Here is a 16,277-nt window from a genome sequence, read left to right as displayed (position 1 = left end):
CTTTACTTATGAACCCCGGGTTATGCTGCCGCTTCACCCAGGCTACATATTATTCATCGACGTAGTCACTGCCAACTCCAGCAGCCGCATCTTGATCTGCTTTTTTATCATCAACATACAGCGTGCCGGTATCTAGATGAGCACCTGCAATGAGATGATTACGGTATTGGAGGTATGCATCCCTCATGAAGGCATATTTATCCAATGCTTCATCCATTATACGATCGGTATCTAACAGTTGAGAGCGTAAATCGATATAGCGCAGTGCTAATAAACTATAGACTACCGTATCATCATGAATGTAAACATAGGGACTGTACAAGGCAAACTGGAATAACCATCCAGCACCATCTCTAAGAGTACTTGGACCCAGTAAAGGAATGACTAGGTAGGGCGAATTCTTATCTCCCCATTTAGCTAAGGTAAGACCTAAATCATTTGAATGGGGGGGTAAACCAAAAGTTTTCGCCACATCAAATAAACCACCCACACCCAAAGAGGAGTTGATAATAAAGCGCCATGAGTCTCTGATTGCCCATTTTCCTTCAGCTTGGAGAAGATCATTACCTACAGTAGGAATAAGATCCAGGTTGTTGTAAAAATTATTGACACTTTTACGTACTGGTGCAGGTAACACTGCTCGATATACTTTGGCTGGAGGTTTTAAAAATACATTGTCAAATACTGTATTAAACTTATATACCTTTCGGTTAAAAGGTTCGAAAGGATCAGCGGGGTTAGTCCCCTTACAGGCACAACCAGTTAAAACGAGGCTACCGGTCAAACTGATAACTAGTGAATTTAAGCGCATGATTTTTTTTATTATTCAACTTATTGGAAGATGTTACACGAGTTTGATGTTCTTGCAAACAATCTATAGTGACTCCGACTAACGCTGATATTTTATTTATAATTAGAGCGTATCCCGTCATCCCGAGGAAGGAATCTCCATGTGTGGCACAAGATCCTGACTACGCTGGGGATCTCGCGATTCTTCCGGGCGAATTATATAAAAATCCTGGTGATCAGAACTTTAACAAAAAAGTAACAGGGCCATCATTGCATAAATGAACCTGCATGTCGGCACCAAAACATCCGCTTTGTGTATGAGGGTATAATTGAGAGGCTCGAGTCAATAGGTTATCAAACAGTTGTCGGCCAAGCTCAGGAGATGCTGCATTAGAAAAACTTGGGCGCAATCCTTTTTGAGTTTCAGCCATTAAAGTGAATTGTGGCACTAATAATAAACCACCTTGAACTTCTTTAAGACTTAAATTCATCTTACCCTGGCTGTCACTAAAAATACGGTAGTTGATGCATTTATCTAACATTTTATTAATATTATGCTCCGAATCTTCAGGTTCAAAACCACATAGAATCAAAAGACCATGGTCGATTTTGCCGACAGTTTCTCCCTCTATATCGACTCGGGCGTGTGTCACTCTTTGAATTACAATCAACATGCATCAAGCCCTTGTTTGGAAATTTCTTTACTTGCATAAATCAAGGCATCAATTATACCTGATTCTCTATCGGAATGTCCTGCATCACGAACTATTCTTAAATTGGATGCTGGTATGGCCTGATGAAGTTCGAAGGCACCAGCCAATGGAGAAATTAAATCAAAACGGCCGTGTACGATATACGTTGGAATATGTCTTATTTTATGAACATTCGCTATGACCTGATTTTCTTCAATGAAAAAATGATTGTTGATGTAATGGGACTCCAATGTTGCAAGAGCAAGGGCGAAATGCGGATCGCTAAATTGATCAATAACATATAAATGAGGTTGCAAACTGCTGCAACGTGCTTCCCATAAGGCCCAAGCTTTTGCAGCACTCATACGTGCCAGTTCGTTGGGGCCTTGCAAACAGTTGGCATAATACTTGGGAATTTGCTCCAGCATGTTTTCAGGAACGCTACTAATAAATTCTTCCCAATAATCAGGATAAACCAGGTTCGCTCCATGTTTATAAAACCAATCAAAATCTTGTTGCCTTCCTAAAAAAATTTGATGAAGTTGCAACGCTTTAATTTGTTGAGGGAATTTTTGCGCATAAAGCAAAGCCAGCAAAGAACCCCATCCTCCACCAGACAATACAAATTCGGATAAGCCTAAGAAATCGCGGATGGCATCGATGTCATCCAGTAATAAACTGGTTGTATTTTCACGAACTTCCAAATGTGGTGTAGAGCGTCCACAGCCGCGTTGATCAAAAATTATGATTCGATAATGCTGGGGATCAAAAAAGCGTCTCAGATAACCATCACCAGAGGAAGCACCAGGGCCTGGATGCAATACGACAACAGGCAATCCTTCAGGATTTCCTGTTTCTTCAATGTAAAGAGTGTGTAGTGCACTAACTTTTAATTCATGTTGCGCATAAGGTTTAATTGATGGATAGAGTGAGTGCATTATAGTCCTTTAGGAAGTTTGTTTTACCTTATTGCCTTATTTTGCGCTGTGGCGCGCTTGAAAGCAATAAGTATTCACTTTAACCTGGAAAAACAGATTACAACAGCCTCTACTATCAATAAGTTCAGCGATAATCGTTATAACTACGTCCCGCAGACAAGCTGCGGGGCGTAGGCAGGAACTTAATGGCAGTGACCACAACCACAACTGCTTTTTCTAGGTTTACCTATAAAACAAGTTTATACTTAAAGTTAGTATAGCTTCTATTTTCTTTCGCTTGCGAGATAGTAGGATCTCTTAATAGAATACACCATATTTTTTCCTGGGATTTATTTATGACTCTTGCTGCAATTCTTAAAGGACTGAATGAGCGACAACGCGAAGCAGTTGCCTCCCCACTTGGTAATACGCTGGTCCTTGCTGGAGCAGGAAGTGGCAAAACGAAAGTTTTAGTTAGTCGTATTGCCTGGCTTATTGAAGAAGAGCATATCTCGCCTCATGGAATTTTGGCGGTAACTTTTACCAATAAAGCTGCGGGCGAAATGAAAGCGAGGTTAAATAGTATCTTGAGTACTCCAGTACTGGGGCTATGGGTAGGAACTTTTCATGGGTTGTGCCATCGTTTACTTCGTCGACACTATAAAGAGGCAAATTTACCTGAATTATTTCATATTCTTGATTCCGAAGATCAAGCGCGGGTTATAAAGCGAGTTATTGCCTCATTGAACCTTGCTCCCGAACAATGGCCAGTGAAACAGGCCCAATCTTTTATCAATGGGCGCAAAGATGAAGGAATACGACCTCAACACGTACATACTTTGCCTTACGGCCCTGGTAAAACCTTGCTCAATATTTATAGTGCCTACGAACAAGCATGTCAGACTGCAGGAGTGATTGATTTTGCAGAATTATTATTGCGGACTCATGAGCTATTACGCGATAACCCCGAGATTCTTAATCATTACCGTCAACGTTTTCAAGCCATATTAGTAGATGAATTTCAAGATACGAATACGATTCAGTATGCATGGATACGTCTTCTCGCAGGCGAGCATACGGCTGTTATGGCAGTGGGTGATGATGATCAATCCATTTATGGTTGGCGTGGAGCTAAAGTTGAAAATATTCAGCAATTTTCTCAGGACTTTAAAAATACACAAATTATCCGTTTGGAGCAGAACTATCGTTCCACAGCAACCATACTTAACGCCGCAAATGCACTCATTACGCACAATAATTCGAGGATGGGGAAAGACTTGTGGACGGATGGGGCAACTGGAGAAAAAATTCTAGTTTACGGAGCATTTAATGAGCTTGAAGAAGCGCGCTTTGTCTGCGAACGAATTATGATGGAAATCAATCAGGGGGGAAGTGCTGATGAAATTGCTATTTTATATCGTTCCAATGCCCAATCCAGGGTTTTAGAGGAGGCATTGTTGCGTGCAGGGATTGCCTATCGTATTTATGGTGGGGTGCGTTTCTTTGATCGAGCAGAGGTCAAAGATGTTTTAGCTTATTTACGCTTATTGGTTAACCCTCACGATGATAGCGCTTTTGATCGCGTTGTGAATTTCCCAACCCGAGGTATTGGTGAAAAGACGCTTGATGATTTGCGTCAGTATGCAAAAGCAGAACAATGCTCTTTATGGCATGCGGCTAAAGCCTTATTACAATCGGGTGAGATGGCTCAGCGTGCGGGTTCTGCATTGTCGAAATTTATCGAATTAATTGAACAATTGCACCAAAATACCCAATCAATGGAGTTGGATGAGCAGTTATCTGTAGTGATTCAGCTGAGTGGATTGTATGCTCATTTCAGCAAAATCAAAGGGGATAAATCAGAGTCCCGTCTTGATAACATCCAAGAATTAATCAATGCAGCAAAACAATTTCGCTATGAACAAGAGGACGATGAGGAAATTCCTTTAATCAATGCATTCTTAGCACATGCTTCTTTGGAGGCTGGAGAAATGCAGGCGGAAGAACATGAGCGTTATGTTCATTTAATGACCCTACATGCTGCTAAGGGTCTTGAATTCCCTATAGTATTTTTAGTCGGAATGGAAGAAGGGGTGTTCCCAGGAAAACAGTCTTTGGAAGAACCTGGACGTTTAGAAGAAGAACGCCGTTTATGTTATGTGGGTATGACGCGTGCTATGCGAAAATTGGTTTTGTCTTATGCTGAAATAAGACGGCAATATGGGCGAGAGGAGTATCATCGGTCTTCACGTTTTTTAAGGGAGCTGCCTCAAGAATTACTTAATGAAGTTCGTGTCAAAGCGAAATTTCAATCTCCTGTTATTTCTCGAAATAAACCCACAGTGATGCAAGAAGCAGAAACCTCGGGATTGTCTTTGGGACAAAGTGTAACCCATGCTAAGTTTGGCCAGGGTGTGGTCTTGGCAGTTGAGGGAAGTGGTGCGCATACCCGCGTCCAAGTAAAATTTAGAGAGCATGGAGTTAAATGGTTAGTTTTAGCCTATGCAAATTTGGCAGTCGAGATGTAAGGCCTCGTTGTCACGTCATCTCTAGCGCAGCGAGGGATCTCCATGCGGTAGCACAATGCTATTCAATGGGAGATTCCTTGCTGCACTCGGGATGACAATTGGAGTAGTACTTAATAGGGTTCCGATGTAGGACTAATAATCAATGCCCCTGTAATATCTCCTGCCAGGAAACGAAAGGCATTATAATCAGATGAGACACTGCCAAAGGAAAGAGTAAATGGATAATCAACAACTTCTGTTGTTGGTGTTAGTCGCCAAGTTGAATTGACTTGTGCATAACTGCGGATACGGAAGGAACTGTCTGGATTTAAAGGAGCGACTTTACCCGCAGTATTACTGCTACCAATAGCAGTTTGAAAACCCACCACCACAAATTGATTTTGCTGATTTAGTAAGACATTAAGATATCCATCCGTACCACCATTTCCCTGAATCTGTGTAACAGGAATTAAAAAGTTGGTTTCACCGGGATTAGTTGGTGTTGCATCATCTGGAATAAACAATACAGGTACTCCATTAAGTAACGGCCAACTATTTAGGTAAGCAGTTTTAGGAAAACTAATATTCCAATCGGTTCCCACTTGTGTTGCCTCAATTCCCTGGTATTGAATACTGGAGTAACAAGGGTTGGTGGGTAGAGGGTTATTATTTAAATCGAGCAAATTGGTACAACCGTCATTACCTACTGCGGCATAAAGTTCATTATAATCATTGCTCAACGTCGCAGTATAATTTGTTCCATCAAATGTCAAATTCGAGAGCATTGCTGTTAATGAGCTTAGATTATTTTGGTAGAACGTATAATAATTACCTACCAAATTAACGTAAGCTTGTGAGAAAAAATAATTCCCATTGATAGCGGTTACTTGGGGATATTGAGTTTCATATTGCGCTAAAATTGATGGAAAATAAACAGTTAATCCAAAAGAGTCGGCGCGATCGAAACTATTTTTATAATATAAAACGGCATTACTCACTGCGGTAATTAATGCTTGTGACGCAGCACTAAGGTTAATATCAGCAGGAAATTGATTACTGACTCGTTGCGCAAACTCAGTGAGATCAACTAAATCAGTACTACGGTTATCCCAAACAGAAGTAGAATAATCAGCAGCTTTAAAACGGCTTTTTGCAATTAATTTCCAGTCCGGAGTATTCGTTGCATAAGGGCTAAGAGCAGTAGCAAAATTCGTCATTGCTGTATTTAAATTAGGTAATTGACTCGCATTCATTAATGACAAAGTAGTTGCCTCTCCCTCATTTTGCTGCGTATAACCATCAATAATAATTGGCCCAATCTCATTTCCAGTGGCATCCGGATGCGCATTTAAATAGGCTAGAAAAGTATCATATTGCCATCCCTTGCCTGGTTCTAAGTCTTCTGAGGCAATAAAATAATTCATATTGTTGGCAAAACCAGATGCTGTTTCGGCACTAGCCATCAGGCAAGCATCAAACCCAATGATTTCAAAACGAGTACCTGTTTTGGTTGTTACATTATTAATGACGGACGCCAAGTCATTGATGGCTATTGCTCGCGGAACATTATTTTCATCCCCGCCAAAGCCTCCGTTGGGCCCACCGCCATGGTTCCAAAAAATAGTGATGTATCGATGGGCTGGGTAATTGGTCACACCCCATTCTAAAAAGTCTTGGATAGTATTAGGCGCAGCCATTGGCACGCTGCCTAAGTCCGCTAATTCCATTAGAGAACCAGGATATACAATTTGTCGTTTTACCGTTAAATAACCAGGAGAATTTGCTCCTCCTGTTTGCAAAACAATATTCATATTTTCAGTGGAACCAACTTTCTTCATTTGATCAATGTTGAATGTTGCCAGCTGATATTTGCTCTGTAAATCTGACCCAATTATGTAAACAAAAACCGTATACTTGGCTTTATTTACATTTAGTTTTATTGGGCTGGTCAACGGACTACGGCCGCCATAATTGATGCTTAGTTGACGATTTAAATTGGCGGTAGCATTCTGAATCGTAACGCTAATTTCACAACTACCATTAGGGGGTAAATTATTTCCACAGGTTGTAGTCCATTGAGTGACAGCGGTGGGTTGATCATCTCCTTTATTGATTACCTGAATACTGCGAATCGGTAAACTGCGTCGCACTACATTATTATGAATCACATAATTTAATACTTGTTGTTGACCAATCGCAATATTATGGATGGTGGGTAGAGAAGTAAATGAAACAGGCAGTTCAGCCCAACTTGCAGCAGAATAAAATAAGAATAGACTTAGAGAACTATAAATTCGCATCATGCACCTTTATATGAAATTAAGTTAAATTAAATAATGGATACCCACCAGCAAGGCATGGGAGTCAATGGAAAAAGTGGGTGGGCTTATAGTGACAGGTTGTTTGTTTAAATGACCATGATTGCTTGCAGCGATATGTCCATAATTGGTATAAAGATAACTCAATGAATAAGACAGACGCTCTGTATAATGATAATTGATACCCGTGCCAACATCAGCAACAAAATGTGAGGAATTCTTTGGGTATAAAGATAAACCGCCACCAAGGTCTTCTTCATTAGGACAATCGTGATAACGTAAACGTGACCATCCCTCGCCAATTCCTCCTTTTAAGTACAACGAGACCTGCTTATAAGTAATGACATCTACTGACAACTGGGCTAAAAGTCGTGTATTTTCAAAATAGAGTTGATAACGGTAATTATCGAGGTTGCTCTGTTCAAATTGATAGACATCCCCCTCGAGAATGTTGTCTGAAAATCCACTGTAACGAATGGCTAATCCAATTGCAAAGGCATTAAACCAGACGGAATCATTAACCAAAAAGGGTCGCTTATAATAAACCTCTAAACCTAATTCACCGGTAGTGTTTGCATGTCCTTGGCTCAAATTATCCGTTTCTATATCAGTAGGACTGATTGTTGTCTTAGGAAGATTAAACCAGCTCGGTCCTGCTTCAATTATCCATTCAATGCCTGGTTTTGAATGACTTGCGCTTGTACACACGATAAGGCATGCCAGAATTGTTTTTTTAGGAAATGAATACGTCCTTTTCATGTTCGTCCCTGGAGCTCGATAAATAAAAAGCAACACTGTATTTCATTTTTTTGATAATTAAAACTTTTTTATCATTTCAGACTCTTATCTTTAATCTTATTTTTTGAACTGTTGCTAAAAGAAATGCTGGATGAATCCCAAGTTAAACTAGAGTATAATTTCTTGGCTAAGCTACTAAATCCAGGTTACTGTAAGGCCATTATGAATCAGGTCGTTTCTATTGATACAAAAATTAAATGCGATAATACTCTAACTATTGAATTTTCTTGAAGCGGATGCTAGGGTGCCGGTTGGAAAGTTGTTGGTATTATGTTAACTATTAAATAAGGGGAACTGTGTGAAATTTACAAATTTATTGACAGTAGGAGCGCTGACAGCATCTTTAGTATCACCTGCAATTATGGCAGCAGATACCAATAATACAACTCCTATGTCTGATGCACAAAAAAAAGAAATTGAAAAAGTGGTGCATGACTATTTAGTAGCTAATCCAGAAGTTCTTTTGGAAGCTTCGCAAGCGCTGCAACAAAAACAACAACAAAATATGCAGCAGCAAGCACAATCTGCAATTAAAGAAAATACTGATCAATTGTTTTTAGGTAAAACGACCATTGTAGGTAATCCAAAAGGTAATGTGACTATTGTTGAATTCTTTGATTACCAATGCATCCATTGCAAAAAAATGTCACCTATTATTGACAGCTTAATTAAGAAAGACAGTGATCTACGCGTTGTTTATAAAGAGTTCCCAATTTTTGGTAAGAGCTCCGAGTTGGCTTCCAGAGCTGCTTTAGCTGCTGGTATGCAAGGTAAATATCAAGAAATGCATAACGCATTGATTGGTATTGACAAGCGCTTAAATGATCAAATTGTTATGGCTACTGCAAAGTCTTTAGGTTTGGATATGAAGAAATTAAAGACTGATATGCAAAGCAAAGAAGTGACTGCTATTTTAGATGCAAACCGTGAATTAGCAGAAAAATTACACTTGATGGGAACACCTGCATTTATAATTGCCTCAACACCAAATGGACAATTTAAAACAGGTTCTGAACCTTCATTTATACCTGGTGCTGCGAGTGAAGAGTCACTGCAAGAGTTAATTAAGAAAGCAGCAGGTAATTCATAATTAATTGTAGGTAGCTACTGAAGTAGGGGCTGTTTACATTTTACTAGATTGAGCTAAAATGGTCCATTTTAGACCATAGAAATGCCTCCCTTCATCCCGAGCACCGCGAGGGATCTCCGATTGTAACATTGTGCTACAGTCTGGAGGCCTCTCGCTAGGCTCCGATGAAGGGGCGTTGTGTGAGTATCGGATGGCATAAATCAAGCCATTGTGGCACAAGATAGAATTTTAAAAAGACCCTAGCCTGGGTTTTGCATACCAATTTCCCAGGTTCCAATTCGCTCCACCCAGTTTACATTGAGATTTTCATGACAAAACCATCTACATTTCAGGATATTATTCTCACTTTGCAGCAATATTGGGCTGCGCAAGGATGTGTCATTTTACAACCCTTTGATATGGAAGTTGGCGCGGGTACTTTTCATCCGGCTACTTTCTTACGAGCAATAGGCCCTGAGCCTTGGTCGGCAGCTTATGTACAGCCTTCTCGGAGACCCACTGATGGCCGTTATGGAGACAATCCAAACCGGGTACAACATTATTATCAATTTCAGGTGGTCCTTAAGCCATCACCTTTAGACATACAGGATAAATATTTAGACTCATTACGTGCTCTAGGTGTGGATCCTTTGACTGATGACATTCGTTTTGTTGAGGACAACTGGGAATCACCAACTTTAGGTGCTTGGGGCCTAGGTTGGGAGGTTTGGCAAAATGGAATGGAAGTATCCCAATTTACTTATTTTCAACAAGCAGGCGGTCTGGCGTGTAAGCCTGTAACCGGTGAGTTGACTTACGGTTTAGAACGTTTGGCGATGTATATCTTAGGCGTAGATAATCTATTCGATCTTCCCTGGAGTAATACAGCAAATGGCATAATAACTTACGGTAATGTATTTCATCAAAATGAAGTAGAGATGTCCGCCTATAACTTTGAGCATGCCAATGTGGACGAATTATTTCAACAATTTGATTATTATGAGGCTGAGGCACAAAAGTTAATTGCGTTACAATTACCACTTCCCGCTTATGAAATGGTAATTAAAGCATCCCATTCGTTTAATTTACTTGATGCACGCAAAGCGATTTCCGTTACTGAACGTCAACGCTATATTTTACGCGTAAGACATTTATCAAGAGCTGTAGCGCAAGCATATTATCAAGCGCGTGAGGCTTTGGGCTTTCCTATGCTTAACCAAAAGGTGTGTGATGGTCAATGATTTTATTTTTGAATTAGGTTGTGAAGAGTTACCTTCTGGTTCGGTTTGGCCTTTAGCTGATGAGTTTGCGAATCAGTTATTAGCTGCATTGGATAAAGCCCAATTAGAGTATGGCGAGGTAAAACGTTTTGCCACACCGAGACGTATCGCAATCGCAATTTTTGATTTGCAAGAAGAACAAAAAAGCCAAAGCGTTACTCGCCGAGGACCGGCATTCAATGCGGCTTATGACAAGGATGGAAAACCTACAGCAGCCTTACTTGGTTTTGCGAAGTCTTGTGGTGTGGACGTAGACAAACTTTCTCGAATCGAAACGGATAAAGGGGATTGGATTGTTTATGAAACCTTAAGCCAGGGTAATAAAACCAAAGATTTATTACCTGTTTTAGTAGGTCAATCTTTAGCTGCTTTGCCGATTGCTAAACCCATGCGCTGGGGAACCGGGGATGAAGAATTCGCCCGACCTGTTCATTGGGCAGTGATGCTTTATGGCGATACAGTAATCGAACATTCTATTTTGGGCATTAAGAGTGATCGCAACAGTAGGGGGCACCGCTTTCACCACCCGCAACCCATTGTAATTAATTCAGCACAAAGCTATGAATCACAGATGAGAGAAGCCTTTGTTATTGCTGATTTTGCAATCAGAAAACAAATGATTAGAAAACAGGTAGAGGAATTGGCTGCATCTGTTCAAGCGACAGCGATCATGCCAGAGGATTTACTTGAAGAGGTGGCTTCAATTGTTGAATGGCCCCAAGCTTTGATGGCTAATTTTGAAAAAGAGTTCCTCGAAGTTCCTGCCGAATCATTAATTGCTTCGATGCAATCGCATCAAAAATGTTTTGCACTTAAAGATAAAGAGGGGAAGTTACTGCCTCATTTTATTACCGTGTCTAATATTGCCAGCTCCAATCCAAAACAAGTTATTTTAGGAAACGAAAAAGTGATGCGTGCTCGCTTAAGTGATGCCGCGTTCTTTTTTAGACAAGATAAAAAACTGCCTTTAAGTCAGCATATTGCAGGTACAGAGCAGGTTGTTTTCCAAGCAAAATTGGGGAGCTTACGGGACAAAGCGTTACGAATTGAAGCTCTGATGACCTATTTAAGTTCGGCTTTACACTTAAATATCAATCAAGCGCAACGTGCCGCACAACTGAGTAAATGTGATTTGTTGACCGGAATGGTTGGTGAGTTTCCCGAGTTGCAGGGGTTAATGGGATATTATTACGCTCTGAATGATGGTGAAGATCAGTTTGTTGCACATGCTTTAAATGAACAATACATGCCTCGTTTCGCTGCAGATAACTTGCCTGAATCTGATTTGGGTCTCGCTTTATCTTTAGCAGATCGAATCGATACTTTAGTTGGTATTTTTGCCATAGGCCAAAGACCTTCAGGGGTAAAAGATCCATTCAAATTGCGTCGTCATGCTTTGGCTGTTGTCCGTTTATTGATTGCAACACCAGCACAGCTCAATTTAAGTACATTAATTGAGCAAGCGATTGTTCATTACGGAAAACGTTTATCCGTTGAACCCAATTTACTGGATGAATTGAAATCTTTTATCCTGGAACGGTTGCAATCCTATTACCAAAGTCAAGGCTTAAGTGTTGATTTGGTCCATGCAGTACGCGCTCGTCAGGATGATTGGTTGTACGATTTGGATAAACGTCTGGCTGCTTTACAGTTATTTGTCAAATTGCCCGAAGCCGCTTCTCTTTCTGCTGCATGCAAACGGGTGAATAATTTACTTTCGCAAGCAGGAAGACAAACATTGTCGCCTGTAGACGAACTCCTTCTTGAGGAGGGGCCCGAAAAGTTTTTATATATTCACATCAATCAAGTGGCACGCGCGGTAGAACCTTTATACCGTTCTGCTGACTACAGTCCATTGCTGAAATTGCTTGCCAGTCTTAAGGAACCGGTCGATCTGTTTTTTGATAAAGTAATGGTCATGGTTGAGGATCAAACAATAAAAGCCAACCGTTTAGCACTTTTGGCATGTTTACAGGATTTATTGCAAGGAGTTGCTGATATTTCATTACTGCAGATTGGATGATATAAGTAGCCTCGATTATTTAGTCGTGCATTGTAGCCGGATTACGCTGCGTTAATCCGGCTACAATGCACTCAGAGCTAAAGTTCTGTAATTCTTACAGGTTATCTATATGATTAATATCTCAGCGGTAGGTTATGAGCACGAAGGTCTGCACAATAAAGCAAAAGCTCTTGCAGAACAATTGAATTTTTATTTAGAGAAAGATGCCAATCTTTGTCTCTATGTCAGTGAAACAGGGCTTTCATTGAAAATGCCAGGTTTCTCTCCAATTTTTGCTGAATTCAGTGCTGCTTTTTGGAGTAAAAGAAAATCTGAGGGAAAAAAACAAGGATTAGTACGCGCCTGTAAACCCACTGCAGGGCTTAAAATTATTGATGCAACTGCGGGTTGGGGGCGTGACTCTGCTATTTTAGCCAGTTTTGGTGCAGAAGTATTGATGCTCGAACGTCATCCGGTTATGGCTTCCCTAGTATTGGATGGATTGTTGCGCCGGAGTGATGAAGATCAACAACAGTTGAATTTGAAATTTCTTGACGAAGATGCTTATTCGTACTTAAGCTCATTAGATGAGCAAAACTATCCTGATGTTATTTACATTGATCCTATGCATCCTGAACGTAATAAATCAGCATTAGTAAAAAAAGAAATGCAGGCACTACAACAATTAATTGGCCCAGATGAAGATGCGCAGAGACTTATTCAATTGGCGCTACAACGCACGAAACAAAAGGTGGTTGTAAAATGGCCACAAAAAACAAAACCTTTATTACCTGCACATGCTGCTGTAGAAGGAAAAACGGTGCGGTTTGATATTTATTTTGCTAATTTAGGATGATCAATAGTCAGTTACTTGCAAACAGGAATGTGATCCATCCATCCTGACCGCAAACAGTCAAACTACGCTGAGCGGTGCCATCAAGTAAAAATTTCCTTTATTTCCGCCTCGCCATCCTTCGCTAAGTACGGATGGCGGGAAGAGGACAAGGTGAGCGTACTGATAGCTTAAAGAAACCTCACTCCTACCATTCTCCTCCAAGTGGGGGAGGGGAATTACGGTAGGCAGAGGTATCTGTTACACTACTAACCGAAGTCAGAAAGTTCTTCGCGCAGGCGTTTTTCTTCAAACAAATCTTCTATGCGTCGTCTTCGTTCCAATTTTGTTGATGGGCTTGTTTCTGGGGTCAAGACGGTATCGACGCCAAACTCTTCCATTTCGTTTACATCTTCATCAAATTCACGAGTATTCATAGCTATCTCCTTAGCCTAACCCGTAGTCAATCTAATAAAATAACAGAAATTATGTTTGAGGAGTAGTGGAATTTTTTGAACATTAATTAGGAAGATGACAAAAACTAAATACCTGGTTTTTAAAACAAGTAAAACCAGGTTGTTTTCTATCTACGAGCTGAGAGTCGTTTTTACATTTTGTTCCAGTTGTTCTTCTTCAACGCTATCAATAGCAGCTTTTCTAGCTTCAGCTCGAGCTTCATTTCTACCTTTATCAATTTCGCCACGATATTGCTTAGCAACTTCTGTTGAAGGTTGTTTTGGAGGCTCTTCTGCGATAGATTTAAGTCTTTCACGGCGTTGAGCAGCCTCTTGATGAAGAAGCTCCAGCTCGGTAGGGGTGAACAGTGTTCTAGGATCAATCTCTTTGCCTGATCCATCCTTTAATACAATACCTTTTAATCCTTTATCACCTTTTGATTCTTCTCCAGGGAGTAAGCCTGGATTGAAACCACTTTCAAGAGCTGCTTCATAGGCTTGTCTGGCTCTTTGCTTTTGAGTTTTAGGATCATCAAAATTAATGGTCATTGTGATTGAGTCAAATCCAGATGCTCTTACGGCCTGAGCCATGGTCAACATCTCTACTTTGGGATTTTGCTTATTACTTAAATAGTAAAAGGGAGAGAGTATTCGTGCAGACATATGCACTTGCCAGGTTCCTGGATCGCCTTCTTTTGCTGCTTTCTTTTGTACGATCTGTGTTCCAGTTAAGGAAATGATAAAATCCAAGTCTGCTGGATTTACGGCAGATATCGTATTTTCACCAACATTGATGTCAGCGCGTGTAAGTGCGTCTGTGTCAGATATGCCTCGTTTTTTACGATTTTCTGCTCTAACCCGTTCCATTTCATCCAGCATTTTATTCTTTTGGCTCGTACTGAGTTGATAAGCCCAGCTTTCCAATTGGCCAGAGAAGATGATTCTTTTTCGTTCAAGAGCGGAAGCTTTATCGAGAGTGGTTAGGTTTTCTTGAGCAGTTTTATTGAATTCATCAAGTTGTGTTTTATGGGAACTTTCTAAGTCCTTAATAAGGTTTTCTTTTATTTTTTTTATTTGCTCAGGATCATTAGTATTTGCAACAGTCCCTATTTTCTGTGCTAAATTTTCAGCTTTATCTTGCAAATCTTTCAGTTCTTTTTTTTGCTGAGCTTTTAATGCATCTCGAGCTCTCGTAGTAATTTGTTCATGATAGCCCCGAAGTTGCTCCACTGAAAGTTCAGGAACTTGTTTCATTCGTTGTTGAAAAAAATCCATTGATTCTTTATAGACTTCTTGAGCCTTAGTATAAAATGGTTGAGGGGTTAGTATACTTTTTAGTTCGTCTTTGATTTCTTTTTTAGTATTGGGAAGATCATCTTTGAGTAATTTCTCTAGAGTATCTTCTTTATTTGACCCAATTTGTGTTTTAAAACCTGTGTGGTCTTTAATTCGCTTTTCGGCATGTTGCGCGAAGGCTTCAGACCCAAAAGTAAGGTCTTGAGTTAACCCCACTGAGTCTCGATATTTTTGATAAATCTTTTCTTGCTCATCAGGAGTAAACTGTCTTACCCTTTTTTGAGAATTAAATAAGTTAAAAAACGCTTTTCTAAATGAAGGCATAGAGAAGTACCTCAAGAGCTATCTTTTTTAAAAGTATAACACTTTTTCATTAAGAGAGAATTAAAAGCCTTGAATCTAAAATGTGAACGATCATCTTTTAAGATAAATATTAATAAAAAATCGTGACTCTAAGCCTGGGTTAGCGCTTGCGCCATCACCCAGGACATAAAAGAATTCGGTTACAACAGCTTAAATAGGTTCTTACCAAGCAGGAATAGCCGAATCTCCAAATAAAGTTTTAGCCTTTTCTTTAACTTCTTCGGAGTTTAATGCTTTAACAAAGAGCTCCAATTGTGCTTTTTTGGGAGAATTGCTACGAATAACAATAATATTGGCATACGGTGAGGTTTTATCTTCAGTAAATAAAGCATCATGTGAAGGATTTAAACCTGCTGGTAGGGCAAATGTTGTATTGATTACGGCTGCATCCACATCAGGCAATACTCTTGGTAGTTGTGCTGCATCCATTTCTTTGAATTGCAGATCATGTGGATTGGTCGCAATATCTTTTAAGCCAGTGTTATCATGAGTCGTTTTCAATGTAATCAACTGCGCTTTTTCCAACAGTTGCAAGGCACGCATTTCATTGCTGGGATCATTAGGTAGGGCAATGACCGCTTTTTCAGGTAATTGTTTTAATGAAGTATGTTTTTTGGAATAAATTCCCATAGGGTAAACAAAAGTTCTGCCTATCGCTTCTAACGTATAGCCATGGGCTTTAACAGCGGCATTGAGGTAAGGTAAATGTTGGTAGACATTAGCGTCTAAACTTCCATCCTGTAACGCTTCATTGGGGAGGTTATAGTCATTGAATGTTACAATTTTTATATTTAAGTCATATTTATTCTTAGCTAATTCTTTTGCTGTTTCAACCAATTCAGTTTCTGGTCCAGCAATAGTTCCTATCACCAACGTATTTGGTGAGGGCTTGTTGCATGCAACAAGACTTAATAATAAAACACAATAAGCTAAAATTCGCATTGAACACTCCAAAAATG

Annotated in this window: 13 protein-coding genes; 5 read left to right on the top strand and 8 right to left on the bottom strand. The window is 40.0% G+C overall.

The window, feature by feature from the left end; genetic code table 11:
• Positions 1 to 49 precede the first annotated feature (49 nt).
• The 3 genes from OQJ26_RS03375 to pip all read right to left on the bottom strand — a co-directional run bounded on the left by OQJ26_RS03375 (position 50) and on the right by pip (position 2,419).
• Positions 50 to 811 carry an MlaA family lipoprotein gene (locus tag OQJ26_RS03375; protein ID WP_265702514.1) on the bottom strand — a complete coding sequence of 254 codons (762 nt, stop codon included), beginning with the start codon at positions 809 to 811 and terminating at the stop codon, positions 50 to 52.
• Between the two features lie 214 nt (positions 812 to 1,025).
• On the bottom strand, positions 1,026 to 1,463 hold the full coding sequence (gene dtd / locus OQJ26_RS03370; RefSeq protein ID WP_265702513.1) for a D-aminoacyl-tRNA deacylase: 438 nt from the start codon (positions 1,461 to 1,463) through the stop codon (positions 1,026 to 1,028).
• Positions 1,457 to 2,419, bottom strand: a complete 963-nt coding sequence (gene pip / locus OQJ26_RS03365) for a prolyl aminopeptidase (protein ID WP_265702510.1) — start codon at positions 2,417 to 2,419, stop codon at positions 1,457 to 1,459. Before pip ends, dtd begins: the two co-directional genes overlap by 7 nt.
• 335 nt (positions 2,420 to 2,754) lie before the next feature.
• On the opposite strand from pip, the gene uvrD reads away from it, so the two are divergent.
• On the top strand, positions 2,755 to 4,926 hold the full coding sequence (uvrD, locus tag OQJ26_RS03360) for a DNA helicase II (RefSeq protein WP_265702509.1): 2,172 nt from the start codon (positions 2,755 to 2,757) through the stop codon (positions 4,924 to 4,926).
• A gap of 110 nt (positions 4,927 to 5,036) precedes the next feature.
• Here uvrD and OQJ26_RS03355 read toward each other — a convergent pair whose 3' ends face one another.
• Positions 5,037 to 7,208, bottom strand: a complete 2,172-nt coding sequence (locus OQJ26_RS03355; RefSeq protein WP_265702508.1) for a clostripain-related cysteine peptidase — start codon at positions 7,206 to 7,208, stop codon at positions 5,037 to 5,039.
• A gap of 21 nt (positions 7,209 to 7,229) precedes the next feature.
• On the bottom strand, positions 7,230 to 7,982 hold the full coding sequence (locus OQJ26_RS03350) for an outer membrane protein (RefSeq protein WP_265702507.1): 753 nt from the start codon (positions 7,980 to 7,982) through the stop codon (positions 7,230 to 7,232).
• 337 nt (positions 7,983 to 8,319) lie between these two features.
• Between OQJ26_RS03350 and OQJ26_RS03345 the strand changes: the two genes are divergently transcribed.
• The 4 genes from OQJ26_RS03345 (at position 8,320) to OQJ26_RS03330 (ending at position 13,228) form a co-directional block, all read left to right on the top strand.
• Positions 8,320 to 9,111 (top strand): DsbA family protein, encoded by a 792-nt coding sequence (locus OQJ26_RS03345; RefSeq protein WP_265702506.1) that lies wholly within the window; start codon positions 8,320 to 8,322, stop codon positions 9,109 to 9,111.
• 308 nt (positions 9,112 to 9,419) lie between these two features.
• On the top strand, positions 9,420 to 10,331 hold the full coding sequence (glyQ, locus tag OQJ26_RS03340; protein ID WP_265702505.1) for a glycine--tRNA ligase subunit alpha: 912 nt from the start codon (positions 9,420 to 9,422) through the stop codon (positions 10,329 to 10,331).
• Complete coding sequence (gene glyS, locus OQJ26_RS03335) at positions 10,321 to 12,393, top strand: glycine--tRNA ligase subunit beta (protein WP_265702504.1); 2,073 nt, start codon at positions 10,321 to 10,323, stop codon at positions 12,391 to 12,393. The genes glyQ and glyS overlap by 11 nt, the downstream gene beginning before the upstream one ends.
• A gap of 109 nt (positions 12,394 to 12,502) precedes the next feature.
• Positions 12,503 to 13,228 carry a class I SAM-dependent methyltransferase gene (locus OQJ26_RS03330; protein ID WP_265702503.1) on the top strand — a complete coding sequence of 242 codons (726 nt, stop codon included), beginning with the start codon at positions 12,503 to 12,505 and terminating at the stop codon, positions 13,226 to 13,228.
• 245 nt (positions 13,229 to 13,473) lie between these two features.
• Here the strand turns inward: OQJ26_RS03330 and OQJ26_RS03325 are convergent, their stop codons facing one another.
• The 3 genes from OQJ26_RS03325 to OQJ26_RS03315 all read right to left on the bottom strand — a co-directional run bounded on the left by OQJ26_RS03325 (position 13,474) and on the right by OQJ26_RS03315 (position 16,260).
• A complete protein-coding gene (locus OQJ26_RS03325) occupies positions 13,474 to 13,641 on the bottom strand; it encodes a PA3496 family putative envelope integrity protein (RefSeq protein ID WP_164715640.1) in 168 nt (55 codons plus the stop codon).
• Between the two features lie 150 nt (positions 13,642 to 13,791).
• A complete protein-coding gene (locus OQJ26_RS03320) occupies positions 13,792 to 15,279 on the bottom strand; it encodes a BAR domain-containing protein (protein ID WP_265702502.1) in 1,488 nt (495 codons plus the stop codon).
• Positions 15,280 to 15,480: 201 nt separating this feature from the next.
• Complete coding sequence (locus OQJ26_RS03315; RefSeq protein WP_265702501.1) at positions 15,481 to 16,260, bottom strand: MetQ/NlpA family ABC transporter substrate-binding protein; 780 nt, start codon at positions 16,258 to 16,260, stop codon at positions 15,481 to 15,483.
• Positions 16,261 to 16,277 lie beyond the last annotated feature (17 nt).

The sequence above is a fragment of the Legionella sheltonii genome (assembly GCF_026191355.1).
GTDB classification, from domain to species: Bacteria; Pseudomonadota; Gammaproteobacteria; order Legionellales; family Legionellaceae; genus Legionella; species Legionella sheltonii.
The sequence above is the reverse complement of the archived record's forward strand: the minus strand, read 5'-3'. Positions and strand labels throughout refer to the sequence as shown.